Raw genomic sequence first — 25,358 nt, 5'->3', positions numbered from 1 at the left:
ATCTTTGTTTTTAGTTGTGATTATTATTGTTGGGTATCAAAATCTTTATCATTAAAATCAGGATAATTAAAATCCCCTATTTTCACGATGATTTGCTGTGTATTTGGGCAGATTCCGCCCAGCTGTTTAATAGTTATGGTAAACATTTTCACTTTTTCGTTGAATGGGAAAGTGTGTGCCACTACTTTTTTATCGGTCGTTATTTTTTCTGATCGGTCTCCAAAATCAATTTCATACTCTTTCTTATCCTGCTGATCTGCATTGATCAGTTCAAAAGCGGCTGCATTCTGAGGATTTCTTACGGCACTCCAGTTGGATATATTTTTAGGTTCAGAAATTTCAATTTCTAACGTATTGCTCAGTTCACCTTCACTTTCATATTGTAAAGTATATTTTCCTTCTTTTTTGATGGAAGTGTGACCAGGCTTTAAAAAATATTTATCACTTTTCTGAACTACCGCTCCTTTTGCGGTACCTGAAAAAGTTCCGCCGGATTTTCCTTTTATGGCAATTTCATATTCTTTATCGTCTGTATTGCAGTATTGTAATGTCTTCAACGCAATAGATAAGGGTTCGGTTTTTTCAATTTTCAGCTCAATGGTGCTGCCTTCTCCACAGCAGAGATACGGAAGGAAAAAATCTGCAATCACCAGCTGCTGATTGGGAATATCTGCCGGTGATGTCACCGGAAACTGTATGGCATAAGTCAGATTTTTCAATAAATAAGTCTTCATCTCTTTGGTGTAGGCCGGAGACATGTTAAGATCCGCCATTTTCAGGATATTGGCTTTGATATTTTCGGTTTCCTGTTTGCATTTATCCAGTTCTTCTATGGGTGGAGTGATGATTTGGGTCGTATAATCTTTAAAGTTGATACTGGATTCAATTTCCTGTTTTATACTTAGCGGAACCTGGGTAAAATTCTCCTGATAACCAGTGAGCAAAGTCAGCAGCTGTGTGTAAGGCAGAACTGGCTTTACCGGTTTAAAGATGGTAGAATCTACATAGACCAGAATAAAAGTTCCTCCTTTGGTAACGCCGGCTTTGTGCTCTATTCCGGGATGCTTCTGAATGAAGGTTGAAAAGAAAAGATCTTTATAAATCTTCTGCCAGCGTATCTGGGCTTCCTCATAGATTACCGCAAACGGATCTTCTAAAAAAAGTTCGTTGATATCATCAAATCTGTCGATAAGATCTTCGGCAATCGTTGTTAAGGTAGGTTTTGTAAACTGAATACACCATCTGTGGATAAGGAAAGTCTGATTCAGCTGTTTGAAAACCTGATTAAAGCTGACAAAATTAGGCAGAAAGTCTTTTAAATCATTCGGCAGCAGGTTTTTGATCTGGCTTAGAATGTTTTTCAGGTTATCTATGCTTTCTGCGCCCAGCAGATTCTGCTGTACAAGAGTTATTTTATTATTGGTAATCCATTTTACGACAAACTCTGTGATGTTGTACAGTCTTTTTCTGGCCAGATCATAATCGGTTTCCAGATCGTCCCATCTTCCTTCGAATTTCGAGATATCCAATACTTTTCCTGTAAAATCAACGGCATTTAAAGCGGTAATTTTAAAAGGAAGGTTATAGCTGTTCTTCAGAATATTCAGCTCTTCTGCCACGTCTGTATATTTTCGGCCCAGATGCCCTTCAATATTGAAAAAATTAAATTTTTCAAGATCATAAAGCAATGGTTTTTTCACGATATCCGAATCGGTATAACCGGCTGTTTCCGAATGATAGGAAAGAATTTCATTATTTTTATTTTTAACCGTTTTTTCCGGATCCCATTTTTTGTTGAGCTCTAAAATATGGTCATAATAATAAGGAATTGATTTTTTAGAAAGCGGAATATCTCCGTAAACAGAAGGCGTCACTTTGATGCCATTGTTCTGTATTTTCCAGAATCTGATGAGATGAACCAGTCTCTCAAACAACAGAGACAGCTCTTTTTTCTTCCGGTTATTTTTTAAAGATGTATTTTGGGTTGAGAAAAACGGGGTCCTGTAATTCAGACCGTTACTATCCACCTGTCCTAATACAACATGGAAAGGAAACAGGTTCTCATCTACACAGCACAGGGAAGGATTCTGCTCATTCAGTGCTGCGATTTCGTTGTAGGCTGCAGCGATATCTGATATCCAATCCCATAGATACTGTACGTTGATGCTGTTTTTATGGGTATTGGCAATCGTCTCCAGAGCCGTTTTGGGGTTATTAAGGATATTGAAATCAACGGTATTGCCGATGATGGACTGGTATTTTCTGTAAGCCAGAGCTATTTTATCTGAAATATTGCTGATTACAGAGTCTCCCAGATTCTTTTTAAACTCATTCAGAACATCGGAACCTGTTACCAGCGGGCTATAAGGAACATTATATCTCGGCAGTAAAATTTTCTCCAGATTCCCAGCTCCCGGATATTCCGGAAACAGATAAGCGTTTAACTGATTCACTGAAATCAGTAATGGTCTTATTTTAAATTCTATTCTTTTCCCCTTATCGTCACAGTTGGTCGTCACACAGTTCTTCTCGTCAATCAGGGAAGTTTCCAGAAGGAGAATAACTATTTTATCTTTAAAGAACTGATCCGGAATGGCTATTCTGTCTGTTTCCAGTGTATTGGCAGGTAAAAGCTCTATGGAATTTTTCAACGGTTCGTATTTCTGAGCCAGAGGTAAGGTAAGATCCAGATATTCTCCATCCTTGAATTTCGGGGCTAAAAAATCAGCGGATAATTCTATGGGATGATAGTAGCTGAAGGTTTTTTCTTCCCAACTGATCTGATATCCCAGTGAAGTAATGGCTGTACCGCAGCTTATGGTGATCTCACCGGGCTGTGGCAGAGAAATCTCCAACCCGCAGACAATGCCGATGCCAATACCTCCGACCCGGGTCAGCCGGTCTTGTTCTTCAAGGTAACTTATGGCACGGTTCAGATGTTTCTGGCTTAAAACCTGATCGGCTTCAAAAACAGGATATTTGGAAGGATTTTGAGTTTTCATGATAATAAATTTTAAAGAGTTCCTAATGAGGTGTTACCTAATACGATCGGGTTGGTAGTTTCGCTGAGCTTGCAGTCATATAGATTTCCTTCGGGATAAATGGTGTTGAGCTCACTGAGTCTTTTTATCAGCTCTTTATGATGCCGGCTAAAAATGAAAAAGTCTTTTTTAAGTAAGGTTTTATTGCAGTATTTAAGCCTGAAATGTCTGTAATTTTCTATCCAGTTCTTATACGCTTTCTGGAAGTTCAGCATATCCTCATATCCTACCCAGCAGATTTTCAATAAAACATGAGCCGGAGCTTCCTGGCGAAAAATCTGCTCTGCATATCTTCTGAAGGTCATATTTTTAAATCTCGACAAATATCCCGGTAAAACGATGGTTGCTTTGAAGGAATAGGGATCGTTATTAGCTTCGTCTTTACAGTCGTCTTTCAGACAGACAGACAATAAATCTTCTTCGTCATGATTAAATGACGGAAAAGGTCTGAGTAAAATATGCTCCAGGCAGTAGAAATTTTCATAGGCTTCATTCAGAGCCTGGATCAGTTTGTATAAAAATTCCGAGGCTTCATCATAGCTTTTGAAGGTTTTATCCAGGGTCGCTATTTTTTTAGGATCATTACCTAAATAGATAAAAAAGCGGTCTTCTTTTTCTTTCTTTTTGGTGATTGTATTCGTAACCGTATACGTTCGTTTATCAATGAAATAAACCTCTGTGTTCAGTAAATTCTGCTGTGTCCATTTCCATTTTTCTTCTAAATCTGCCGAAGGTTTAACAATTTCGCAGACCACTGACTTCTGATCAATTTTCACAGGCAGTGTCCATTGGGCCTGAACCTCATCTTCCGTAGCAATATCCCTTAATCCGATATGATTAATTCCCAGCAGTTTTGCGGTTCTTTTTTCGTAACCTCCCCTGTGACCGTCTTTCCAAAAATCATGATATTCAAATTTATCATTATGAATTTCCGCATTCAGATAATCGATTCCCAGCCCTCTTTGAGCGCTTATTTCTGCATAGTTTTTTAAAAATGATTCTTTATCACGGATCAGGTCATGGGGCTGAAAAGACATTTCTCCTGACTCCTGACTTACTTTGTACATCATAAAGACATACTCATTAAAGCTTTCGCTGAAGCGCGCCATCAGATGATCTAACGCCCGGTTCCGTCTGTCATTAAAGACAGATTGTGATTCTTCAAGGGAAACATCAAACTCCGATTCTCCGTTTAATAAAGCGTTTTTAAAATCAGTTCTGTACACTTCTTTTGAATAAAAATCTTTTCCTGTTTTCGGGTTTTTATCCAGATAATTCGGGAAATAGGTATAGGAAACCGGATCTGTCCCTAAAATGTTCTTCGCCTGATACAGCTGACTGAAAAAATCTGCCAGCAGCTGATCGTAAAAGTGAAGGTATGCTTTCAGCTGTTTCACCTGAGCTTTTCTTTTTTCAGGAGCTTTGTCTGAGATCCCGTTAGCTCCCAGGCCGTAATTCACCGGAAATTCTTCCTGAATGCTGTAATACTCATCCAACTGATAAAACTGTCCTTTGGGTACAGGCAAATCACTCTGAACAGAATAGAGTTTGTAATTTCTGATCTGGGCTTTCATCTGCTGTACTTTCTGATCAACCATCATCTGGCTGTTTTCGGATAAGAGAAAGGGAATATTTTTCTGAAACAGCAGTATTTTTGATTTTCCGGCAGAAAATAAAGGTTTTTCTTCTCCGGACAGATGAAGACACCATTTTTGGTTCATACTTCCGGCAATAGGCTGTCCCAAAGAATTGTAAGCCGTCATCAGAAGGTTTTCCACGGAGGCTACCCCTTTGATTTCCATAATAGCGGCAATAATATCTGAAGCATGAATACTTCCCGGAAGCTGCGCTTTCCTGAGTTCATCATCATTAAGAAAACCATGTTTTAATTTGGGACCCAAAAAGATTCCGGTAGACGGTACCCCCTGCTCCATTAATTGTGAAAGCGTATAAAAACGAACCGGCGGGTTAAGGATCTTCTCAATCGCCATCTGAATCTGAGCCATTGTTTCTACGGCATTCGTTTCGGCTTCCAGTTCCACATCAACGCAGAAACTTATTTCAACACTTTTGATGGTTTCAACACACAGGAAATCTTCTGTAAGATTCCGGTTCTGATGGATCTTCTGCTGAATGTTTCTAAAAATTTTATCAAATTTTATTTTCTTGTCTTTCAGGGAAGTAATGAACTCACAAATTGGTTTTTCTGTACTGAAATGGTCTTTAATTAACTGAAGTTCGTTCAGATCAAAAGGTTCTATGGTAAATTTTAAAATGTCATTGACCTGGGTTGTCCTTTCAACTGTAATCACTACGGTATTATTTTTTACCTCTGTTTTTTTATTTTTTATTTTGAAGGGTTTATCCATTTTACCCAAAAGAAGTGCTTTAGGATCGTTCCATGAAGAAAAATCGGGGGTAATGTTCATCTGTACCCATCGTGAAGAACTTAAAAATGCAAACTTAAGCTCTGTGGTATTGAGGTCTCCGAGAACCAGATCTTCATCCAGCTCCACTATGATTTTATTTAGACCTCTTACGGACAGCTGCTCCAGCGATTTATTATTTTTATCCTTCGGTTCAAGGCTTAATTTGTCTTCTAAAATATTGATGTATAATTTCTTTTCAGCCGGATGAGGCAGATGATATCCCCATGCATCGGTTTCTTTCCGGGAAGCCAGGCACCAGGCATTGGCAACCCCTTCAATGTCAATCAGGAGTTTTCTGTAATCCGGTTCTGTTAATGCCGCATTGGTCATTATTTCTCTTGCGGTAAAAAATGTTCCGTTCAGGATTTGCCCATCGGGGCCTGTCAGAAGATCTTTCATTTCAAAATCTGTTCTGTATCCTAATTCTGTGATCACATAGGAGAGAACTTCCAGAATGGTAATTCCCGGATCATGTGCATTATAATCTGTCCAGAAAGTATTTCCCAGCTTTTCGATGTGTTTTAAACCTTCTTTTCGCAGAAAATCATAATCCTGTGAAGGTTTCAGCAGTCTTTCCGACGGTATGTAGTATTCCGGATTCATGGTTAGCAGTTCTTTTGGAGTTCTTTAATTTCATGGGAGTCATTCGGGATGAACAAAGTGTAGTCTGTCTGAGGAACAATTTCCTTTACCTCTGCGAGTCTTTTTACCACTGTATTTTCCTGATCATCCAGAATTAGCTGATCGACCCTGAAATCAACAATATAATCTACGAAAGACTGGTTATCAATCAGCTGAATCAGTGAGGAGAGTTCTATTTTCTTTGCAAAATCTATATCAGGATCGCTGTACGCCCACGGACTGATATAGCGGTTAACTGTTTCTGCCAGCATTTTGGCATACAAACGGGTATCTGCCCCCGGAATATCTTTGTATTTTACGTTACAGCTGATCTGTATTTTTTCTAACACTGGAGGCTTTACGGATAACCGCACATGAGGTGAACACAGTTCTGTGATCCTGTTTTTAATGCGCTGCAAAGTGCTTAGGCTCAGTAGAGGTTTCCATTCCCGGACGGTGGATGAACCGGGCGATTGGGCAACGGGAATCAGGGTTACATATCCCGCAGAAACATTGGAAACACTTTTGGAGTCATACCGGTAATGATTCAGGCATTTTACTCTGTACACTTCCGGAAATTCCTGTAAAATAAGTCTTTCGTAATCCCAGGAAGTAATAGACCTCTGCTTATGCCGCAGCCTTTCACTGCTTCGTTGATAGAGCCGGCTGTCTTCTTCCTGCCTTTTCCCTCCAAAAGAAGGATACGGCTGTTTTACTTTTTTCACGGAAGAATCAGGCTGATAGAGTTTTGAAATGGTTTCTCCCGGGGTTATTTCAAGAAAACCGCTTTCCTTATTTTCAAAATCAGATAAAACGGCTTTTAAGGCTTGTTCGTGTATGCCTGCAAAATGACAGATTCTGTCTGATTCACTCACTGAAATCCGCAGCCAGAAAAGATGACCGGGTAAAACAACGGTTTTTGTACTGTCAAACTCAGGAACGGTAAGATTGATAATTCCGGATTGCAAAAGGCCGAGGGTCTCATCTCCTATACCGTATGAATCTATTGGTTTCCACTGATTTTCTGAAAGGTATGCCCAGGATATTCCGGCGGGTTTTTTCCTGGGGTTAGCCGTTCCTTCTGCCATTTGAAAAAGCAGGCTCAATCCGCTTCCGGGCTGTGCATTTTCAAATCCTATATAGATTTCTCCCTGATCCGGTAAATCCGGGATGAAGGATAAGGAGGATTTCGGGTTTAATTTCTCATAGCCGAAAGGTAAAAGGTGATAATATTCCAATATATTAAGATGATCATCCGAAGGGCTGAAAGTATATTTTTCAGTAACTGAATAATTCATAACCAGCGACTGAATAACAGGCACTTCCGGCAAAACCGGATTAGGCAGTTTCGCTGCTGCTATATAATCCTGAAGAAATTTTTCACCTTTATATTTAGTATCCTCAAGCTGAATTCGTATATATCCTGAAGTACTTTCTTTATCAGGAACTACATCTTCTGAATATTCACTTACAGGGCTGTTATTGATATAGGTAGAATTGAAGGTCCCCTGATCACTTTTAACAAACCGGCCATTCTTCATCACCAGTAATTTAGAATGATGGACTAGCGGTATATGCGTATGTTCAACCCAATCAGCTACCTGAAAAACTGAATAGTTAAATGATGCCTGCATATTGGTTTCCGCCGGCGGCTGAATGGCCGATATTTTATTAAAAGTCTGGATATTGGTGTTAGCGTTAAGCAGATTTGAATTGAATAAAGTATAATTAACAGTTCCCATAGACCAGGCAGACGACAGTGCCTCCGATTCTATTGAAAACTGAGCAACAGCTCCTTTTTTTAGGAAAAATTCGTTACAGCCTATAATGAAGCCGTTCCCGTTTTTGGGAAAATCGCCAAAAGGTCTGAAGGGTTTATTGATGTCTATCACTCCTGTATCGGTGGCAACGATCAGGTTTTTAAGCCCGCTTACACTGATTCCTATTTCAAGGGTTGTACAGTCAATTTTCCCGGTATTGTTTTTAGGAATTATTTTCAGAACCGGGTGCAGGGTGGCCAAAGCTTCTCCTGTATGGATTTCTTTATTAAAAGGAACAATCGCTTTTTCAGATGCAGGAATGGTAAGTTTAATGTATTTATCCTGGGTTAACTCTTTATTTTCCTCAGTAATTTCTATCCATTTTTTTTCTCCGGTGATCCTGAAGTCAAATGAATTGGGATCTAAAACATGAGGATTAAATTTTAAAGTAATGGTTCTTGTTCCGCCTTTCATATAGAATAAAGGGCTTGCCAGAAGGAGGCCGGTTTCGGTATTTTCTGAGGAAGACGGAAAAGCTGAGAAAGGTCCGTTAGCTGCACTTAAAGGAAGCAGATCTGTCTTTTTCCAGATATTCTGAACAATATGATGGCTTAGGAAAGATTTAATTTTCACAGAATTGATCACCTGGTCTGCAGTGGAAGCATAAAATTTATTGTTCCCTTGTGAATTTTTCCCTGCTGAAAAAATGGTATTCTTCGGTAAGAGAAAAGCCTCTTTACCGGCGGCAGGCTCTATCAGTAAATGAACAAAATCGGGCTGTGCCTTCTCTGGAAGCAGCTGTAAGATATCTTTGTAATAGAAGTCCAGATGTCTTTTGGTAAAATCATTCAGGTGGTTTTTTGCAATGCCCAGAAGTTTTAAAAAAGCCAGAAATAAAGCATAATGAGGCGTATGGGAAGGATAGCTTTCCAATTGCCGGGCAAATGCTTCTCCGGTACTGTTTTTCCAGTACATCAGCAAGCCGAAAAGCTGCTGAATATTTTTATCAACCTGATAACCCTGCAGGAAGGTAGCTATTGAATCTGCTTTTGTAATTCTTGCAAGGATTTCACTCAGCTGATTTTCAATATTTATGGCAGAGCTTACTAAAAATTCTTTTATTGAGATACGGTCATCTATCCTGTTTACTTTACCGGTAAGCCGGATAAAATCATCCTGAATTTTTTCAAAAACGTTCAGAATCCGTTTTTTCTGTTCTTCATTATCGTTGATTAATGCAATGGATTGTTTCTCACTCTCATATTTTTTCTCGTAATCTTCTATATTCCATTTGAATATCTGTGCTAAAACCGCGGTAGATTCCAGAGCAAAAAACGGCGACCAGTCTCCCTGTCCGTTCGGGGAACCGGACTCATTGAAATATCTGAGGTAATGAGACATTTTCTGAGCCAGTACCACATAGTCTATTTCTTCTCTTTCGTCCAAAAGAAAATAAGAGGGTTGTAAGGCTGTTAAAGACCTTGCATTCCGGGTGGTTCCCATTCCCCGGTGTATTGATATTTTTGAAGAACAGTTTTCCATGACATCAGATTTTTATAAAAGTTCCTTCTTCCAGATAGTACGGGAACACGTAATTAAGCCTTGAATTGGTAGCACGGATGGTGTATTCCACTTCAATCCTGATGATTCCCTGCGTGGCATTGGTTTCTGAACCAAAATAAATATCATTCAGATCTATTCTCGGCTCATATTTCAGAATGGCATGTTCAATAATGCCTTTAATTTTTGTGAGGAGTGTGACGGTTACATTTTCAAACAGAAGCGGCGTGAGATCGCAGCCAAAGTCGGACCGCATTATTCTTTCCGTAAGCTGTGTACTCAGCAGAATATGCAGGCTTTCCTGTATATCTTTTTCACCGGAAACCGTTTCAACTGTTCCTGTGAGCGCATTAAAATCCGGAGGAAATCCCCATCCTTTTCCTAAAAAGTCATCTGTTTTCATGGTTATTTTTTTAATCTCCTATAATTACTGTCGGACAGCCTAAAACAATGGTTCCTCCATGTGCGGTAGAATCTCCCATTCTTGCGGCGGGAACACCTCCAATAAGCACGGTTGCCGAACCTTTTACGATGGTATCGGGCGGTCCTGTACAGACACATCGGTCTCCTACTACCGAAGCGGGCATTCCTCCGATTAATACGGTAGCGTTTGCTCCCGGTAAAGCTGGCCCTCCAATATGGGGTACCGTTCCTGTGGTCATGGGACATACATGCATGTCACCTGTTCTTGCTGCTGCGGGCATATTAATTGAGTTTTATGATTCCTCCTTTTACCTCTATTTCGGCAGACGCAGAAAGCGCTGCTTTTGCTGAATCCGTTTTGAAATCCTTTTTTGCTTTAAGAATAATGTCTTTGCTGCTGTCTAATGTGATTCCGTCGGCATTCATCAGGATCTTATTTCCATTCTGGTCTTCCATTACAAAGCCTTTTTTATCATCGCTGATCAGAAGTTTGTTTCCTTTTTTTGTACTGAGCTCGATCGATTTTTTATCATCATCCAGCTGTATGGTCGTCCCTTCTTTGGTAACCAGACCTTTTATATAGTTTTCTTTCTGAACGGGAAACGGCATTTCAATTTCTGGGCTGTAAAGACTTCCCAGAATCACAGGAGTATCCGGATTATCTCCCAGACATCCTACGATAACTTCATCATTCACATCGGGAATAAAAAAACTTCCCATTTTGTTTCCCGAAAAAACATTTGCTAATCTTGCCCAGACCCCCTCTCCTTTTTCGGAAAGCGTTGGTATTCTCACCTTTATTCTGAATTGCTTATCCGGATCTTCTTCAATCTGGGTCACAACGCCGATCTGTAATCCGCTTACTGAGTTGGCCTGCCCGGTTTGTGCCTGTTGAGCCGGAACGGAGGGGAAATTCGTTTCAATAAAAGACTGCTCTGTTTCTGTTCCGAAAGTATATTCGGTTTTCCAGCTGCCATTTTCAAAGATGTGATGTTCTTTCCTGATCAGCAGTTTCTTTTTGTCTATTTCTTTATTCACTTTATTAAGACTCAGGAAATCCCCTGCTTTGGCTTCCAGGTTTCCGAAGGTTAAAAGCTCCCCCTGAATTACCGTATGGCTGCTTTTTTTAAGAAATGTATCTGCCACTCTTGTCACTGTGCCGGTTAAAAGACGGCTTTCGTTAAGGGTAAGGGTCTTTATATTTTTTTCAGCCTCCTGTTCTTTTTCGATTTTTTTCATGACCCGGGAAGAAAGATCCCAATATCCGATTGAAACTTTGCTCAGTTTTTTAGATTCATCTTCCCTGCACGACAATGAGAATATATTGATTCCGTTTTCTGCGCTGTATTTTTCTCCGGGAGCAGATTCTAAAATATCCAAAGCATGAAATTCGCCGTTTCTCACCTTCACCATCATGCCGACTGAGTCTAAAAATCCTACAAGATAATCCCACGGAAGGCTATGCAGATTACGGGTAATTTTTTCATTTTCCCAGCTTTCTCCTTTTGACTGGAGTTTATTGGCTACATTGGCCTGGCTTAAAAATTCATCTAATTTTGTTTTGAAAGTTTCCGTACTGTTATCGGGTTTTTCAGAAGGCTCAGTCAGCTGATAAGCTTCGTCCTTACATTCTAATTTCACCGTAGTTCCGCTTTCACTGATTCTTCTTTCAACAGATTTGATAAATCCTTTGAAGAGGGTTTCCGGTTTTTTGTTAACCGTTATTTTCACTTCTATTTTCTGTCCTTTTTTAAGCTGATCTGCGGCTAATTCTGCCTGAGCATCTACATCAGGATTTGAAGCTATAAAAGTAAATTTGGCAAAAGGGATTTTATTCAGTTCAAAGGTTACCTGTGCTTCTTTCAACAATGTGTCAAGGCCATTATTTTTTTCATCTGTTAGCAATTCCAGTTTCAGCAGATCATCAGTCGGTATGTAAGGTTGAACTGGCATATCATTTTATTTAATAGGCGGAAACGAAATGTTTTGCCCGGTTTCTATTTTTCTGAAGCTTAAAAGTTGATTGACCTGCGCTACATCCATATAGTATGAAGGGTTTTCATAAATGTTCTCCGCCATCAGCACCAGTTTATCATTCATATTCACGGTTTTAAGATGGGTAAGGTCAGGAGATGTTTTATTCTGCTCTGCCACCATGATCTGATGTGTTGCAGTTGCTTTAAAAACACATTTAACTTTAGCTCTGATGGGCCGTCCGTCTCTTCTGAAAAGGGTGTATTCTATGTCCATGCTCTTCATACGGCACTGGAGTTTGAATGCCCCCCAAAGAAGCTGCAAATAGGCTGTCTGATGAGTTTTTCCGTTATATCCTATGGTAAGATTCTTAAATGCCTCCACATGTTCTTCCACCGATTTTACCTCTGCAAAAGGATTTACAATGGCGGGTGTAAGTGCATCGAGAACATCTCCTGCCTTATCCAGTAACGACATTTCTCCTTTTCCGTCTTTTATCTTTCCCGGCGGTACAACTCCCGAACTGTCGAACACAAAATCGAAAGTCACTTCTTCGCTCTGGCTTTTGCTGAAGCTGAGATTATTGGCTGAAGCCCCCATCGGCTGATCTTCAGAGAATATGACATTGTTTTTGCGGGTATATTTCTCCGGGTTGAGCTGTACGAAAATGGTTTTCTTGGGTGTGGCATATTTATTATCCTCGTACACCTCAATCCGCATTTTGTCTATAATACCCAATGCTGCCTGTATCATCTTTCTTTTTTTTCTTTAAGTTTCTCCAATACTTCACGGGTACACTCTCTGATGAGCTGCTGTTTCAGCTCCTGTATTTTCAGAGGATCTGCCGGTTCTGAGCGGGCAGAATGTGCCGGCTCTTCTTCGATCTTCACTTTGATGTGTAATTCTTTAATCTGGATAGCCATTTTTTCAGGTATTAAAAGCCGGGAACCGGGAGTTCTTTAAAAAAGTTATATTTCAGTGTAATGGTTTCGATGACGATTTTATTCTGCTCTGCATCAAAATCACTGAATTCATAGCTTAACGGAATGGCATGGGATACATACCATACTTTCACAGGATTTCCTTTTTCGTTCAGTAAAGAAACAACCAGATTGGCGGGATAAAAAACAAAGTCTTCCAATGCCTGGTTACACCACATGGATAAACCGGACATATCCGAAGTTAATCCTCTTTTCAGAACCAGATCCTGATATCCTGAACGCAATGGCAGGCTGTGTTTGAATTTATTTTGCCCGCCCTCGGTATAGGGCTCGGTTTCCATCGTAACCTTTAATCCGTTTACGCTTTGAAATTTTGTATCAATACTGAATTGCGGCAATAATTCAAAGATGACAGAAAAGTAAAAACCAGGAATGGGATTGCTGTCGGCCATGACCTTTCGGTTATAAATGTTCTATGGTAAATCCGTGATTGGCTATTTCTACTGTTTCTATGGCCGCTTCATTGGCATCAGATTTCATATCTGTACATTTTAAGGAAACGATAAAACAGTCTCTTACTTTCCACACCACTTTAGGCTCATGGTTTTCGTCCAGTAAGGAAATGGTGATATTACGGCGTTCTACGGTATTTAATGCGACGGTATTGTACCAGTCATAAAATTCATTGTCTCCTGCAAACAGCCCTCTTTTGAGCGTAATATTGCTGAGTTTGCTCATTCCCGGTCTTTTCTGCTTAAAAAATTCGGGACTTGAGCCTACGCGGTGTTCAAGAACTTCTACTTCTTTATTCAGACCGGATACTTCCGTAAAAGCTATTTTACTGCCGCCCCATTCTACACTGAAGTGAAACTTTGGCAGCGGAAAATCTGTATGTGCCATGATGTATAGTTTTAGAATTAATAATTAAGATTTTTGCTGCATTTGTTTGAATTCCAGAATGATGAATTCGGCAGGTCTTGAAGGAGCATATCCTACTTTTACGATCATTCTGCCTTCAAGGATGTCCTGTGCAGACATGGTCTGGTTCAATCCTACTGCCACAAAGAATGCGTGTTCCGGTTTTGCTCCGGCCAAAGCGCCATCATTCCAGAGCGTGGTAAGATAATTTTCGATCATTCCTTTTACGTTCACCCATGTCTGGGCAACATTAGGTTCAAAAACAAACTGCATACAGGCTTTTTTAGCAGATTCTTCAATCATATTGGCCAGTCTTCGTACGTTGATATACCGCCAGTCATTGCTGTTTCCAGCCAGTGTTCTTGCCCCCCAGACCAGTGTTCCCCTTCCTGTAAACTGCCGGATCGCATTGATAGATTTTCCGGTTTCATGGATGTTCATATCATCCTGATCTTTATCATTAATATCATCTGTGAGTCCAACGATCCCGGTTATGCTTACATTGGCAGGTGCTTTCCATACTCCACGGGTGGCATCAGTCTGGACATAGATTCCCGCGATGGCTCCGGAAGGCGGAACAGTATTCATCGACCGGGATAATTTATCTGTAATCTGTTTGAATAACGGCAGCTGGGTGACCAGTTTTTTCTCTTCTTCCAGAATATAATTTGAAATTGCACTCAATACCGAATTCATCGTTTGAACAACATTGGACAGCATTTTATCCAATTCCGCCTGAATAAGAGTGATATTTATAATTTTCAGGCTGTTTCCTCCGTCTTTTATTTCATTGCCATCCTGATCGGTTAACCTGATGTTCAGCTTATCTTTGTAAGAATCAGCTATGGCTAAACTTCCCCATATTGCTGTATCAAAAGAAGTGTTATTGACAAGCGTTTTTTCATCATTTGTCAGATTTCGGGTGACATCTCCAAATGCGGTTCCGGCTTCAATATCCTGGCTGGCTAATGTCTGTACCAGCAGCGTATCATATTCTCCTTTAAAATCAGAGAGCTGCTGTGCATATTTCTTTAAATTAACAGACACGATATCTTTAAGATAGCTTTTATAGGAACTGTTGGTAACTGAATTTAAATCTTTAAAAACGGCCAGCAGCTTCCATATTTTATCGATATAGGTATTCGCGTTTAATGCTTTTCCGGGATCATGGTCTTCAAATTCAACAGTTTCTTTTTCTTTATCCAGGCTGCTCCATTTCAATTCGTAACTGTTATCATATATCTCCGAATACAATTCCTTAAAATCATTCAGCAGCTTTACAATCTTAGCATCATTTTTATAGATGTCTGAAAAGTTTACCTGCGCATTGATATAATGAAACCTGAACTGATACGGAAAATTACACTGCAGATACGGATAATAAGCTGCTCCGTATTTCAGGAACTGATTTCCTACTTCATTTCTGAAGTCTTCACTGTCCTGACTTAAACCGGCTTCCTGCTTTACGTCCATAATGCTGAATCTGTCCATAAGACTGTTACACTGTTTCAGTGCTTCGGCCTGAACCATTCCCAATAAGTTAGCTGTTGACAGGCCCGCTGCATCAGGGTATAATAATAAAGTTGGTTCGTCTTTCTTTTCCAGTAGCTTCAGACCTTTAATGAATAAATCTTTTGTGTCCGCACTTGTAAAATCCGGCTGATCATCATAGACCCCAATAGAAACGATATAGCAGACTCCGCCTCCGTTAGCATAAAAAAGCTGTAAACTGTTGTAGAGTTTAAAAATGCTTTCTTCCACTTTGCAGGCATCTGTCGGCAGGTTGTTTACATCTAAAACAACGGTGATGCTTTTGGGTTCAGGTGCTCCTCCGAAAATCTGTTCATACTCCAGCATTGAAGTAATTCTCACGGGATCTTTTTTCACGGGAGCCTTTTCTGTAAATCCTACAAATGCAGGGATGGCGGTTGCCACATTGGCAATGGAAGGAGGAAATGCATCAATTTCATTGATGTATACTCCCGGGGTTTTAATGGAACTAATATTCATGATGATTAATTTTATGTAGTTGGTATAATTTCGTTATTGGCATCTTTGATGAAGGCAGCTGATTCAAGAAGTCCGGCAGGGTCATTGCGGTTGTTTTCCCAAAGTCTGATACCGGCTTTTTCAATGATCCTGTCTGATGAAGTTTCCTCTGCCTGAATGGAAAGCATCTGGACCCTGTACAGTACTGAAGGGATATATCTGGACCCGAGACAGGACCACATCTGGTTGAGCTGATCCATCTTCAGGCTTACCATTTCAAATACAATCTTATCATAAGGACCTGTTTCCGGCATATTTTCCAATAAATTGGGTGACTGCCAGTAAAAAACATTTTTATTCTGAAAATACCGGATCACTACTTCCAGTTTATCTATTCCTTCTGTGTATTTCGACTGGTCTATATTATAAGAGGCAAATAAGAGTGATAATATTAAATTCTGAGTCGGATTTTTGTATTTCTCTACTGTACCTCCCGATGAAGGCTGGTTCTTATATAAAGTCTGATTTTTAAGGATCTTATCTTCTTCTATGTTGACGATTGATAAAATGATAGAAGATTTGGAAGACAGAAATTCATCTCCATCGTTCAAAGTGGCTATATTGGCTAACTCCACAATGGGTGTTCCTGTTATTTCTGCATTGACAGCAGTAACAAGCCTGGAAAGGAACTCTTTGATTTTCATGATATTATTTATACCAACAAAGCTATATATCATCCATTAATATCATCACAGGAAAAACACCCTATATACACAGGGAAAAAGCCCCCATTAAAAAAATGAAAATTATCCGGCTAAGTTCATCCTGCTCTGTTTGTAAATATAGAGGTGTAATTATCGGACGCAAAAAGCAAGATAAAAGCAGGCTATTGAAGTATACCCTCTAAAATTATATTCTCAATAAAAACATTTATTTCTAAGTAATTATCGAAATATCATAAAAATACATTAACATTCTATAAAAAATAGTTATATTTATCCCGTTTTTAACAGTTATCCATTCTGATTATGAAAAAATTACTTTATTCTTTTTTATTGTTGTCTTCTGCAACTTTATTTGCCCAGAACAGCTCTTCTGCAAAGTTCGCTGTTGCCAATGACGTTATCGGGACCGTAAAGATGTTTAATACAAGAAAAGAGGTGGTACAGAGTTCGGTAAGCTATAAAAATGCTGCCAGCCTGCCCCAGAATCTGAAAAAATACAGCTTTATTGCCCAAAACGGCCTTGCTGAAGTTAAGTTTAAGAAAGGATATGAAGGTCTGGACAGGGTAACATTATCCCAAATGAACAGACAATATAATCTGGCTCCGGAAACGCCGGTTTTCATTGAAGGAACAGAATTCCCAGATACCAGCGTTGAAGTATATGCTGATATTGTTCAGGGCCAGTTTGACGTTAAAGACCATAACGGAAAGAAGACGTTATTCATCACCAATAAATAAATTTTCTTTTTATACATAAAATAAGGATACCTGTTGGCATCCTTATTTTTTTAATATTTATTCGTCCATTTTTTCTTTAATTCATCGTAGATCTTTTTCTCGGTAGCATTATTTCCGGGTTCATACAACTTACTGTTTTTAATTTCTTCCGGAAGAAATTCCTGCTCTACGAAATTCCCCTCGTATGAATGGGCGTACTTATATTCTTTGCCGTAATCCAGATCCTTCATCAGTTTCGTGGGGGCATTTCGTAAATGCAATGGCACGGGGAGATTTCCGGTCTGTTTTACAAGTGCCAGTGCCTCATTAATGGCCATATAAGCAGAGTTACTCTTTGGAGAAACCGCCAGATAGACCGCTGTTTCGCTTAATATAATTCTGGCTTCCGGGTTTCCGATCACATTCACCGCCTGAAAACAGTTATTGGCAATAACCAGTGCATTGGGATTGGCCAGGCCTACATCTTCTGCCGCCAGAATCAGCATACGCCGTGCGATGAATTTAATATCTTCACCACCTGCAATCATTCTGGCCAGCCAGTAGACTGCCCCGTTCGGGTCTCCCCCACGCATCGATTTGATAAAAGCAGAGATAATGTCGTAATGCTGTTCTCCATTTTTATCATAAAGTGCCATAGTTTCCTGAAGTACTTCAAGCACATCGGTATTAATAATTTCTTTGGTATTTGAATTTTTATACTGATTCAAAACCAGTTCCACAGAGTTGATCAGCTTTCTGGCATCACCTCCTGAATACTGAATGAAGGCTTCTTTTTCAAGGATTTTAAAGTCTGTTCCTTCATCTTTATTGTACCTCTCAGACGCAGTATCAATCAGCTCTTCAAGCTTTTCGTAACTCAATGCTTTCAGAATATACACCTGACTTCTGGAAAGCAATGCGGAAACCAATTCAAAGCTGGGATTTTCCGTAGTTGCCCCTATTAATACAATCCAGCCTTTTTCCACAGCATGTAATAATGAATCCTGCTGGGATTTATTGAAACGGTGAATTTCATCTATAAATAAGATGGGGGATTTTCCGGAGAAAAGGTTTTGTTTTTTGGCATCTTCAATTACATCCCGAACATCTTTTACCCCTGAAGAGACTGCTGAAAGCTTGTAAAACTTTCTGCCTGATTTTTCGGAAATAATTTCTGCCAGTGTTGTTTTTCCGGTTCCCGGCGGGCCCCAAAGGATCAGGGAGTTCAATGTATTATTTTCGATCATTTTTCTGATCGTTCCTTTTTCACCGGTAAGATGCTCCTGCCCTAAAACTTCGTCTAATGTTTTGGGTCTTAATTTTTCGGCTAATGGTATATTCTGGCTCAAGATAATTTACTTTTTTTGAAATAATGAAACCCGGTCAGGATCTCTTAAACTTGTAACAAAATTAAACTAATTTTCATTTTTTTAGTCTATTTTTGCATTGTTTTGAAACTTACATTCAATAAAATCATTACTTTTCCTCTGGTAATTCTGATAAAATTTTACCAATGGTTCATCTCGCCCTTACTTCCCAAAAACTGCCGCTACGAGCCTACCTGTTCTCATTATATGGTGAAAGCACTTCAGGTACACGGTATTTTCAAAGGATTCTGGCTGGGAGCGAAAAGAATTTCAAGATGTCATCCCTGGGGAGGCAGCGGCTACGATCCGGTTCCACCCAAAAAATAAGATTAATCAATCAACTATTAAATCAATAGAAATGAGTACTACTTTTTTCAGAGCCTATCTCGTCATTTTTACATTTTTCACACAGTTTATCTGGGCGCAGAACTATCCCGATGGCCTGTCTGACGGAACTTTAAAAGTAAATGAAAGCAGTATCCCCGTAAAGATATTCTCAACCACAGAAGCCGGTGATCTCAGTACTTTTCCTGAAAAAAAAACAGACAAAAACGTACTGGTTATTCTGAATGAATCTAATTTTGAACCCGCATATTTCAATTACAGCGTACTGACTCTGGCAAAATACAAAAGTGCCCAGTATCAGTTTTTCGACAAAAATTTCAAACTGATTGAAGGTGAGATTACCCAGGATAACATTATTCATCTTAAATATGCTGTAAAATCCTCAAAACCCATCGCAGAGTCGGATCATGTATCTCTGGAAACCTCTTTTAAAATCTGGGACCCTTCAAAAGGAATCCAGATCGGCTCCGTTACCCTGCATTTTTACAGTCTGATGTTTGTCTTTGCTTTTGGTTTCGGCTATCTTCTGATGACCAGAATCTTTAAGATCGACAACATCAACCAAAAATATCTGGAACCTCTTTTTACATGGACGCTGATCGGGACAATTCTCGGAGCAAGACTGGGCCACGTTATCTTCTACCAGCCCGAACTCTTCAAAGAGGATTTCTGGAGCGTATTTTTACCCATCAGCACTAAAAACGGATTTAAGTTTACCGGATTTTCAGGATTGGCCAGCCACGGTGCAACAATTGCGCTGATCTTTACCACTTTATATTACTCATTCAGAATCATCAGAAAAAATCCGTTCTGGGTATATGACAGACTGGGAATTGTAGTTGCTTTGGGCGGAGCATTTGTAAGAATGGGAAATTTCTTCAATTCTGAAATTATAGGAAAACCGGTAAGTCCGGATTCTCCGTTTGCTATTCTTTTTCCCCAGCAGAGCAGTGAATACGGAGTAACTGTTCCCCGTTATCCAAGTCAGCTGTTTGAAGCATTCGGATATGTATGTCTGTTTATTTTATTATGGATATTATACAGAAAAACCAATAAAAAATACCAGCAGGGATGGCTGTTCGGGCTGTTCTTCATCATCCTCTGGGCCGTAAGATTCTTTGTGGAATTCCTGAAAGAACCGCAAGGCGACGAGTTTATCCAGTTCGGCGGACTTAATACAGGACAGGTACTTTCTATTCCATTTATGATTGCCGGGGTAATTATTATGGTTATTTCCAAAAAATTTAAGATCACTCAGGCAGAGAACGAAAAACCGGAATAATCCGGGAATAAAGGTTGGAAATTTCCATTTCCACTCTCCTTTTCAATGACTCAGATTATTCAATATAAAAGACCGGTTTGTATGATGCAAACCGGTCTTTTTCTATATTCTTAATTATTGGTATATCTTTTTAGAGCTTCGCTGCAGCCTTATTCAGTTCCCTGAAAACATTTCCCAGTTCATTAATAACATCTGTGGGAAGCATTGATTCTTTAGCATATTTTTCCGCGGCCAGATCTGCGGCTCTTCCGTGAAGCCATATTCCCAGCAGGCAGGTTTCTTCCACAGAGTATCCCTGGGCAAGCAATGAAACCAGGATTCCGGTAAGAATATCCCCGCTTCCTCCTTTGGCAAGGCCGGCATTTCCGGTGATATTATAGAATACATTTCCTGCAGGAGTAACTACCTGGGTATGATGGTCTTTTAGGACGATATAAATATTCAGTTCTTTCGCTTTTTTCCGGGCCAGCTCCAACCGTTCAAAGGAATTGTCCGTATTTCCGAACAGTCTTTCAAATTCCTTCGGATGGGGTGTAATAACAGACTTTTCCGGGATGTACTTCAGGGCTTCCTGTTTTTCTGAAAGTATATTTAAGGCATCGGCATCCAGGATCAATGGCTTAGTGTATTTTTTTAAAAAATCAAGAACAGCTTTCTGCGTTTCTGTATGAGTGCCTAATCCAGGCCCGACAGCACAGGTCATATTTTCTTCGGCCGGGATGCTGTCAATATGCTCATTTCCTGCTTTTATAAACATTGCTTCGGGGCAGGCGGTCTGCAAAATTGAGTATCCGCAGTCCGGAGCCAGGGTAAAGGTAAGGCCGGCACCTGTTTTTAACGCCGCTTTGGCGGATAATACCGCCGCCCCTATTTTACCGTAAATTCCGCCAGCAATGGCAGCTTTCCCGTATGTTCCTTTATGGGAAAATTCTTCCCTGGGTTTGAAAATCCCTGAGATCATATTTTCATCAATCACATTATCTCCGGTTTTTTCCTGTTCCTGAAACCCGGAGCTTAACCCTATATCCAGAACAATAATTTTCCCGGTATGTTTTCCTGTTTCAGGATGCAGAAAACTCTTCTTCCAGCATTGGAAACTCAAGGTGTAATCGGCTTTAAAAACTGTTGTCTCATCTTCAAAAATACGGTCTGCTGATAACCCGGAAGGAATATCTACGGAAATTTTCACTCCGCCTGTTTCATTGAGTTTTGTGACCAGCTTTTTATAAATTCCGTCCAGAGGCCGCGACAGGCCGGTTCCGAAAAGGGCATCAATAATAACAGTACCGTTATCAAAAGAATAATCTTCCGTTTCGCTAAGCTCCCGTACAGAAATTCCTGAAAAGTCCTTCAATCGCTGTAAATTGATGGAAGCATCCTCAGAAAATCCGGCTTTAAGATCCGGAACCAGTACCTCTACATCAAATCCTTTGGTGTATAGAATACGGGCAGCAGCAAATCCGTCACCTCCGTTATTTCCGTGACCACAAAACAGGGCCAGCTTTGTATGGTTTTTACAGTTTTCAGAAATCCATCCGGCCAATGCCAAAGCTGCTCTTTCCATAAGTTTGAGAGAAGTAACGGATTCATGGGTAATGGTAAACCTGTCCCATTGGCGGATTTGTTCTGCAGTAAAGATTTTCATAAGTTAAATTTTAAGCAAATTAAGAAAGATTTTTCATTACAAACGATTTAAGGAATAAAGCAAACGGGCTTTAACCATAAAACAGATTATTTAAATAAGATTCAATTCAATATGGAATTTGAAATAAAAATGGTAATAAAATTCCGCATATCAGCGATAAAAAAACGATAAAAAGTGGTGTTTTTTACATTTTTTAATTATATTTTTGTGTGGATACTAATTAAAAAATATAAATTATGGGATTTATTAAAGAATTTAGAGACTTTGCTTTTAAGGGCAATGTACTTGACCTGGCAGTCGGTGTGATCATCGGAGGTGCATTCGGAAAAATTGTTTCCTCTCTGGTAGAAGATGTTATTACCCCTTTACTGCTGAATCCGGCTTTAAAAGCTGCGGGTGCGGAAAACATTTCAAAACTTTCCTGGAACGGTGTTACGTATGGTAATTTCCTTTCTGCGGTAATCAGTTTTCTGTGTATTGCCATGGTCCTTTTCTGGCTTATAAAGGGGGCTAACAAGGTGATCAAAAAAGAAGAAGCTGCTCCTGCCGGACCAACTGAAGATCAAAAATTACTCATGGAAATCAGGGATCTCCTGAAACAGAAATAAAATATAAAAAAAGTAAAGGCACCTCTAACTGAAGTGCCTTTGTTTTTTATACTGCCGATATCTCTACTGAATCTGTAAGATACTTGAAATCTGCTCTGCCAGAGAAAGCCCGATTCTGTCCTGAGCCTCCAGTGTAGATGCACCGGTATGAGGCGTTAAGGAAATCTTTGAATGGTTCAGGATTTCTTTGGAAGGCACCGGCTCGTTGATGAAAACATCCAGTCCTGCAAATTTTACTTTACCGGAGTCCAATGCTTCAATTAAGGCTGTTTCATCAATGACACCTCCTCTTGAACAGTTCACTACCGCTACTCCATCTTTCATGATGCCGAATTCATTTTTGCCGATCATATATCCCTCTTTCTGAGCAGGCACATGCAGGGTAATGAAATCCGAATGTTTCAATACATCCTGAAGCGGTTCTGTTTCTATATCTACATTAATGAACTGGTTGTTGTAGAATTTCACTTTGATGCTTGCTTTTCCTACATTATTGTCCGCTGCAATCACTCTCATTCCCAATCCCAGTGCAATTCTGGCAACTTCCTGCCCGATTCTCCCCATTCCGATAATCCCGATGGTTTTTCCTCTCAGTTCGATCCCTGCGGCATATGCCTTTTTAAGGGCTGCAAACTCTGTATCTCCTACCATAGGCATTTTACGGTTTGAATCCTGAAGAAACCTTGCCCCTGAAAACAGATGGGCAAATACAAGTTCCGCCACCGATTCTGAGGATGCTGAAGGGGTATTGATCACATGAATTCCTTTTTCTCTGGCATAGTCTACATCAATATTATCCATTCCTACTCCTCCACGCCCGATGATCTCAAGGGAGGGACAGTTATCAATAATATCTTTTCTTACCTGGGTAGCACTCCTCACCAGCAGCGTACGGATCTTATGTTCATTAATGTAATCTGCCAGAAATTCCTGGGGAACTTTTGCTGTAATCACTTCAAACCCTTTTTCGGTAAGGGCGTCAATTCCTGATTGATCGAGACCGTCGTTTGCTAAAACTTTCATAAATACAATATATATTAAAAACTGAAAGATTTAAAAATTATAGAATTTCCTGTGTTATGCACTTCCTACAATTTTTAAATCTTCGCATTATCGTTGATTAATCTTTGAAAACTTCTATGGTAACCTGCTTTTCTACAAGGTCTGTAAATTTGCCTTTGTATCTTGTAGCTCTTACCAGATGGTTGTCTATCCAGTGATAGTTCCCTCCTCTCGGCTTTCCGCAGAGTACGCTGTGGTATTTGAAACCGTGCTTATCCAGCCAGTCTATGGTAATCTGCTTGAGGTTTTCTGTTCTTGAGGTAAAGAAACAGATCTGGTGCCCTTCGTCATACCATTTGTTGATTGTTTCGAGTGCATCCGGATAAGGTTCGCAGGTAACCATTCTTTCGGGTTCTTCATTGGGAACGTCATCTGTAATGGTTCCGTCGATATCAATTAAGTAGTTTTTTATTCCGTCCTTGAGAATAGGACTTAAGTGCTCAATGTATTCTAATTCCATCATTACCAATTAAGATGTAAAGTTAAGGCTTTTCAATCTAACATCAGTATCAAATCGGATTTATGTTAAAATTTTACTACAAAAACAGATATTCAACGAATAATATAAACATTTTATTCATCAATAAGTTATTTTACATTAAAATTTTTCTTAATAATCAGGTCTTTCTAGGATTGAGTTTATTGAGTTACGGATGAATTATTGATATAAATATTGTGAATTGTTTTTTGTCTGGATTAAAATGGCAAAACAATCCGGGGTATTGATTTTTGTTGATATTGAATTTTACGGATTTATTTTTTACAAATATTGGTTTTTATGGGTGTTGGCTAAGGCCCAACCCTGTTGAATAGATGGGTAACGTCAGTTGTTTTGCTGAAACCGGGGTCATAATTTTTCATTATTTCATTTTCCAAATACATTTTTTTGTATCCCGGATACGATAAAATATGATGTTTCACCAAAAATTTCCAAAATACATTTATTAGGCTTACATTTGTAGAAATGGAAGAATTTGTAGTTTTAGTAAATCCTGAAGATGAAATTCTGGGTCTGATGGAAAAGCAGCAGGCTCATATCAACGGGCTTCTGCACCGTGCATTTTCTGTATTTCTTTTTAACAGTAAAGGGGAAATGCTTCTTCAGAAAAGAGCGTCAGGCAAATACCATTCTCCCCATCAATGGACCAATGCGGTATGCTCCCACCCCAGAGAAGGGGAAACCTACCTTGAAGGAGCCCAACGAAGATTAAAGGAAGAACTGGGCATTGAAACAGAGCTTTCTGAAAAATTCAGTTTTATTTATAAAGCCGATGTTGGCGGAGGACTTTGGGAACATGAACTGGATCATGTATTTACCGGGATCTACGAATCTGAATTCAACTTGAATAAGGATGAAGTGGAAGCTGTAAGGTTTATTGCAATGGAAGATCTGGATAAAGAGATTGCCGGATCACCTGAACATTTTACAGAATGGTTCAAAATCATCCTTGAAGAATATAAACACCATTTTTAGATGAAAAAAATACTTTTAGCATTCGCTTTTTTATCAGGCAGCTTATGGTTTGCCCAAAAAGGGAAAGTGTATGACAGTCCCAATTACTCCATCAGTGTTCCGGATGGCTGGAAATCTACCAACGACAGTGATATTGTCAATATCTTTCCTACCAGCGAGATCGGAGCTGTCACTATTTCAGAATATCATGATCTGGAGATTCCGCAATCCGAGATGAAAAAGTTTATTCTGGCGTTATACAAATCCGGCGAGGAAGAAAATAAGGTCAAAGAAAATAAAGGCAAAAAAGGATATACGGAATACTTCTACGAGTATTTTGATGAGAAGGAAAAACTGTTCTGGATCACCAGGGCTTTTCAGAAAAACAAAGATATTTATCTGATTTCCATCAACTGCGGACAGAAATTCTGGAACGGAAATTATATGAGCCTTTTTAATGAAACTTTTAACAGCTTTAAAATAAAGAAATAAAAATTA

22 protein-coding genes are annotated in these 25,358 nt (G+C 39.5%); 6 read left to right on the top strand and 16 right to left on the bottom strand.

What is annotated here, in order from left to right; all coding sequences use genetic code 11:
- Nucleotides 1-23 precede the first annotated feature (23 nt).
- The 12 genes from AC106S_RS12040 to AC106S_RS11985 are packed head-to-tail and all read right to left on the bottom strand — an operon-like array spanning nucleotide 24 to nucleotide 16,360.
- Nucleotides 24-3,002: a hypothetical protein gene (locus AC106S_RS12040; protein ID WP_482439356.1), complete on the bottom strand. Its 2,979-nt coding sequence runs from the start codon at nucleotides 3,000-3,002 to the stop codon at nucleotides 24-26.
- 11 nt (nucleotides 3,003-3,013) lie between these two features.
- A complete protein-coding gene (locus AC106S_RS12035; protein ID WP_482439354.1) occupies nucleotides 3,014-6,073 on the bottom strand; it encodes a hypothetical protein in 3,060 nt (1,019 codons plus the stop codon).
- Between the two features lie 2 nt (nucleotides 6,074-6,075).
- The gene (locus tag AC106S_RS12030; protein WP_482439353.1) at nucleotides 6,076-9,393 is read right to left on the bottom strand and encodes a hypothetical protein; all 3,318 of its coding nucleotides are present in this window, start codon (nucleotides 9,391-9,393) and stop codon (nucleotides 6,076-6,078) included.
- Nucleotides 9,394-9,397: 4 nt separating this feature from the next.
- Nucleotides 9,398-9,814 (bottom strand): GPW/gp25 family protein, encoded by a 417-nt coding sequence (locus AC106S_RS12025; RefSeq protein ID WP_482439352.1) that lies wholly within the window; start codon nucleotides 9,812-9,814, stop codon nucleotides 9,398-9,400.
- A gap of 10 nt (nucleotides 9,815-9,824) precedes the next feature.
- Complete coding sequence (locus AC106S_RS12020) at nucleotides 9,825-10,115, bottom strand: PAAR domain-containing protein (RefSeq protein WP_482439351.1); 291 nt, start codon at nucleotides 10,113-10,115, stop codon at nucleotides 9,825-9,827.
- A 1-nt stretch (nucleotide 10,116) separates the two neighbouring features.
- Complete coding sequence (locus AC106S_RS12015; protein WP_482439350.1) at nucleotides 10,117-11,787, bottom strand: phage baseplate assembly protein V; 1,671 nt, start codon at nucleotides 11,785-11,787, stop codon at nucleotides 10,117-10,119.
- Between the two features lie 6 nt (nucleotides 11,788-11,793).
- Complete coding sequence (locus AC106S_RS12010; protein WP_482439348.1) at nucleotides 11,794-12,561, bottom strand: CIS tube protein; 768 nt, start codon at nucleotides 12,559-12,561, stop codon at nucleotides 11,794-11,796.
- Nucleotides 12,558-12,731: a DUF5908 family protein gene (locus AC106S_RS12005; RefSeq protein WP_482439347.1), complete on the bottom strand. Its 174-nt coding sequence runs from the start codon at nucleotides 12,729-12,731 to the stop codon at nucleotides 12,558-12,560. Before AC106S_RS12005 ends, AC106S_RS12010 begins: the two co-directional genes overlap by 4 nt.
- Nucleotides 12,732-12,742: 11 nt before the next feature.
- Nucleotides 12,743-13,201 carry a phage tail protein gene (locus AC106S_RS12000; protein ID WP_482439346.1) on the bottom strand — a complete coding sequence of 153 codons (459 nt, stop codon included), beginning with the start codon at nucleotides 13,199-13,201 and terminating at the stop codon, nucleotides 12,743-12,745.
- 10 nt (nucleotides 13,202-13,211) lie between these two features.
- Nucleotides 13,212-13,649, bottom strand: coding sequence for a phage tail protein (locus AC106S_RS11995; protein WP_482439344.1), 438 nt, complete (start codon nucleotides 13,647-13,649; stop codon nucleotides 13,212-13,214).
- A gap of 24 nt (nucleotides 13,650-13,673) precedes the next feature.
- Nucleotides 13,674-15,677 (bottom strand): phage tail sheath family protein, encoded by a 2,004-nt coding sequence (locus tag AC106S_RS11990; RefSeq protein WP_482439343.1) that lies wholly within the window; start codon nucleotides 15,675-15,677, stop codon nucleotides 13,674-13,676.
- Between the two features lie 11 nt (nucleotides 15,678-15,688).
- Nucleotides 15,689-16,360 carry a Pvc16 family protein gene (locus AC106S_RS11985; protein ID WP_482439342.1) on the bottom strand — a complete coding sequence of 224 codons (672 nt, stop codon included), beginning with the start codon at nucleotides 16,358-16,360 and terminating at the stop codon, nucleotides 15,689-15,691.
- A gap of 324 nt (nucleotides 16,361-16,684) precedes the next feature.
- Between AC106S_RS11985 and AC106S_RS11980 the strand changes: the two genes are divergently transcribed.
- Nucleotides 16,685-17,119 (top strand): hypothetical protein, encoded by a 435-nt coding sequence (locus AC106S_RS11980; RefSeq protein ID WP_482439341.1) that lies wholly within the window; start codon nucleotides 16,685-16,687, stop codon nucleotides 17,117-17,119.
- A 50-nt stretch (nucleotides 17,120-17,169) separates the two neighbouring features.
- Here the strand turns inward: AC106S_RS11980 and AC106S_RS11975 are convergent, their stop codons facing one another.
- Nucleotides 17,170-18,447, bottom strand: coding sequence for a replication-associated recombination protein A (locus AC106S_RS11975; protein ID WP_482439340.1), 1,278 nt, complete (start codon nucleotides 18,445-18,447; stop codon nucleotides 17,170-17,172).
- A 102-nt stretch (nucleotides 18,448-18,549) separates the two neighbouring features.
- Between AC106S_RS11975 and yidD the strand changes: the two genes are divergently transcribed.
- Nucleotides 18,550-18,792, top strand: a complete 243-nt coding sequence (gene yidD, locus AC106S_RS11970; protein WP_062697076.1) for a membrane protein insertion efficiency factor YidD — start codon at nucleotides 18,550-18,552, stop codon at nucleotides 18,790-18,792.
- A gap of 433 nt (nucleotides 18,793-19,225) precedes the next feature.
- The gene (gene lgt / locus AC106S_RS11965; RefSeq protein ID WP_482439582.1) at nucleotides 19,226-20,092 is read left to right on the top strand and encodes a prolipoprotein diacylglyceryl transferase; all 867 of its coding nucleotides are present in this window, start codon (nucleotides 19,226-19,228) and stop codon (nucleotides 20,090-20,092) included.
- A 130-nt stretch (nucleotides 20,093-20,222) separates the two neighbouring features.
- Here lgt and AC106S_RS11960 read toward each other — a convergent pair whose 3' ends face one another.
- Nucleotides 20,223-21,737 carry an NAD(P)H-hydrate dehydratase gene (locus AC106S_RS11960; protein ID WP_482439339.1) on the bottom strand — a complete coding sequence of 505 codons (1,515 nt, stop codon included), beginning with the start codon at nucleotides 21,735-21,737 and terminating at the stop codon, nucleotides 20,223-20,225.
- A gap of 236 nt (nucleotides 21,738-21,973) precedes the next feature.
- Here AC106S_RS11960 and mscL point away from each other — a divergent pair, with 236 nt between their 5' ends.
- The gene (mscL, locus tag AC106S_RS11955; protein ID WP_482439337.1) at nucleotides 21,974-22,345 is read left to right on the top strand and encodes a large conductance mechanosensitive channel protein MscL; all 372 of its coding nucleotides are present in this window, start codon (nucleotides 21,974-21,976) and stop codon (nucleotides 22,343-22,345) included.
- A 63-nt stretch (nucleotides 22,346-22,408) separates the two neighbouring features.
- On the opposite strand, the gene AC106S_RS11950 is transcribed toward mscL, so the two are convergent.
- Entirely contained in the window at nucleotides 22,409-23,368 is a 960-nt protein-coding gene (locus AC106S_RS11950) for a D-2-hydroxyacid dehydrogenase (protein ID WP_482439336.1), read from the bottom strand.
- A 97-nt stretch (nucleotides 23,369-23,465) separates the two neighbouring features.
- Nucleotides 23,466-23,867 carry an LNS2 domain-containing protein gene (locus AC106S_RS11945; RefSeq protein ID WP_482439581.1) on the bottom strand — a complete coding sequence of 134 codons (402 nt, stop codon included), beginning with the start codon at nucleotides 23,865-23,867 and terminating at the stop codon, nucleotides 23,466-23,468.
- Between the two features lie 504 nt (nucleotides 23,868-24,371).
- Here AC106S_RS11945 and idi point away from each other — a divergent pair.
- Together idi and AC106S_RS11935 are read left to right on the top strand one after the other, a co-directional pair.
- Nucleotides 24,372-24,881: an isopentenyl-diphosphate Delta-isomerase gene (gene idi, locus AC106S_RS11940; protein WP_482439334.1), complete on the top strand. Its 510-nt coding sequence runs from the start codon at nucleotides 24,372-24,374 to the stop codon at nucleotides 24,879-24,881.
- Nucleotides 24,882-25,352 (top strand): hypothetical protein, encoded by a 471-nt coding sequence (locus AC106S_RS11935; RefSeq protein WP_482439333.1) that lies wholly within the window; start codon nucleotides 24,882-24,884, stop codon nucleotides 25,350-25,352.
- Nucleotides 25,353-25,358: the final 6 nt, after the last annotated feature.

The sequence above is a fragment of the Chryseobacterium sp. FR054 genome (assembly GCF_056844565.1).
This window is presented reverse-complemented; position numbering and strand designations above follow the sequence as displayed.

Excerpts from the sequence above, each read along its gene's own strand:
- idi (WP_482439334.1), top strand. The coding sequence starts at position 24,372 with ATGGAAGAATTTGTAGTTTTAGTAAATCCTGAAGATGAAATTCTGGGT.
- AC106S_RS11985 (WP_482439342.1), bottom strand. The coding sequence starts at position 16,360 with ATGAAAATCAAAGAGTTCCTTTCCAGGCTTGTTACTGCTGTCAATGCA.
- AC106S_RS11980 (WP_482439341.1), top strand. The coding sequence starts at position 16,685 with ATGAAAAAATTACTTTATTCTTTTTTATTGTTGTCTTCTGCAACTTTA.
- AC106S_RS11990 (WP_482439343.1), bottom strand. The coding sequence starts at position 15,677 with ATGAATATTAGTTCCATTAAAACCCCGGGAGTATACATCAATGAAATT.
- AC106S_RS12030 (WP_482439353.1), bottom strand. The coding sequence starts at position 9,393 with ATGGAAAACTGTTCTTCAAAAATATCAATACACCGGGGAATGGGAACC.
- AC106S_RS12000 (WP_482439346.1), bottom strand. The coding sequence starts at position 13,201 with ATGGCCGACAGCAATCCCATTCCTGGTTTTTACTTTTCTGTCATCTTT.
- AC106S_RS12040 (WP_482439356.1), bottom strand. The coding sequence starts at position 3,002 with ATGAAAACTCAAAATCCTTCCAAATATCCTGTTTTTGAAGCCGATCAG.
- AC106S_RS12005 (WP_482439347.1), bottom strand. The coding sequence starts at position 12,731 with ATGGCTATCCAGATTAAAGAATTACACATCAAAGTGAAGATCGAAGAA.
- AC106S_RS11935 (WP_482439333.1), top strand. The coding sequence starts at position 24,882 with ATGAAAAAAATACTTTTAGCATTCGCTTTTTTATCAGGCAGCTTATGG.
- AC106S_RS12015 (WP_482439350.1), bottom strand. The coding sequence starts at position 11,787 with ATGCCAGTTCAACCTTACATACCGACTGATGATCTGCTGAAACTGGAA.
- AC106S_RS11950 (WP_482439336.1), bottom strand. The coding sequence starts at position 23,368 with ATGAAAGTTTTAGCAAACGACGGTCTCGATCAATCAGGAATTGACGCC.
- AC106S_RS12010 (WP_482439348.1), bottom strand. The coding sequence starts at position 12,561 with ATGATACAGGCAGCATTGGGTATTATAGACAAAATGCGGATTGAGGTG.
- mscL (WP_482439337.1), top strand. The coding sequence starts at position 21,974 with ATGGGATTTATTAAAGAATTTAGAGACTTTGCTTTTAAGGGCAATGTA.
- AC106S_RS11945 (WP_482439581.1), bottom strand. The coding sequence starts at position 23,867 with ATGGAATTAGAATACATTGAGCACTTAAGTCCTATTCTCAAGGACGGA.
- AC106S_RS12020 (WP_482439351.1), bottom strand. The coding sequence starts at position 10,115 with ATGCCCGCAGCAGCAAGAACAGGTGACATGCATGTATGTCCCATGACC.
- AC106S_RS11995 (WP_482439344.1), bottom strand. The coding sequence starts at position 13,649 with ATGGCACATACAGATTTTCCGCTGCCAAAGTTTCACTTCAGTGTAGAA.
- AC106S_RS12035 (WP_482439354.1), bottom strand. The coding sequence starts at position 6,073 with ATGAATCCGGAATACTACATACCGTCGGAAAGACTGCTGAAACCTTCA.
- AC106S_RS11960 (WP_482439339.1), bottom strand. The coding sequence starts at position 21,737 with ATGAAAATCTTTACTGCAGAACAAATCCGCCAATGGGACAGGTTTACC.
- AC106S_RS12025 (WP_482439352.1), bottom strand. The coding sequence starts at position 9,814 with ATGAAAACAGATGACTTTTTAGGAAAAGGATGGGGATTTCCTCCGGAT.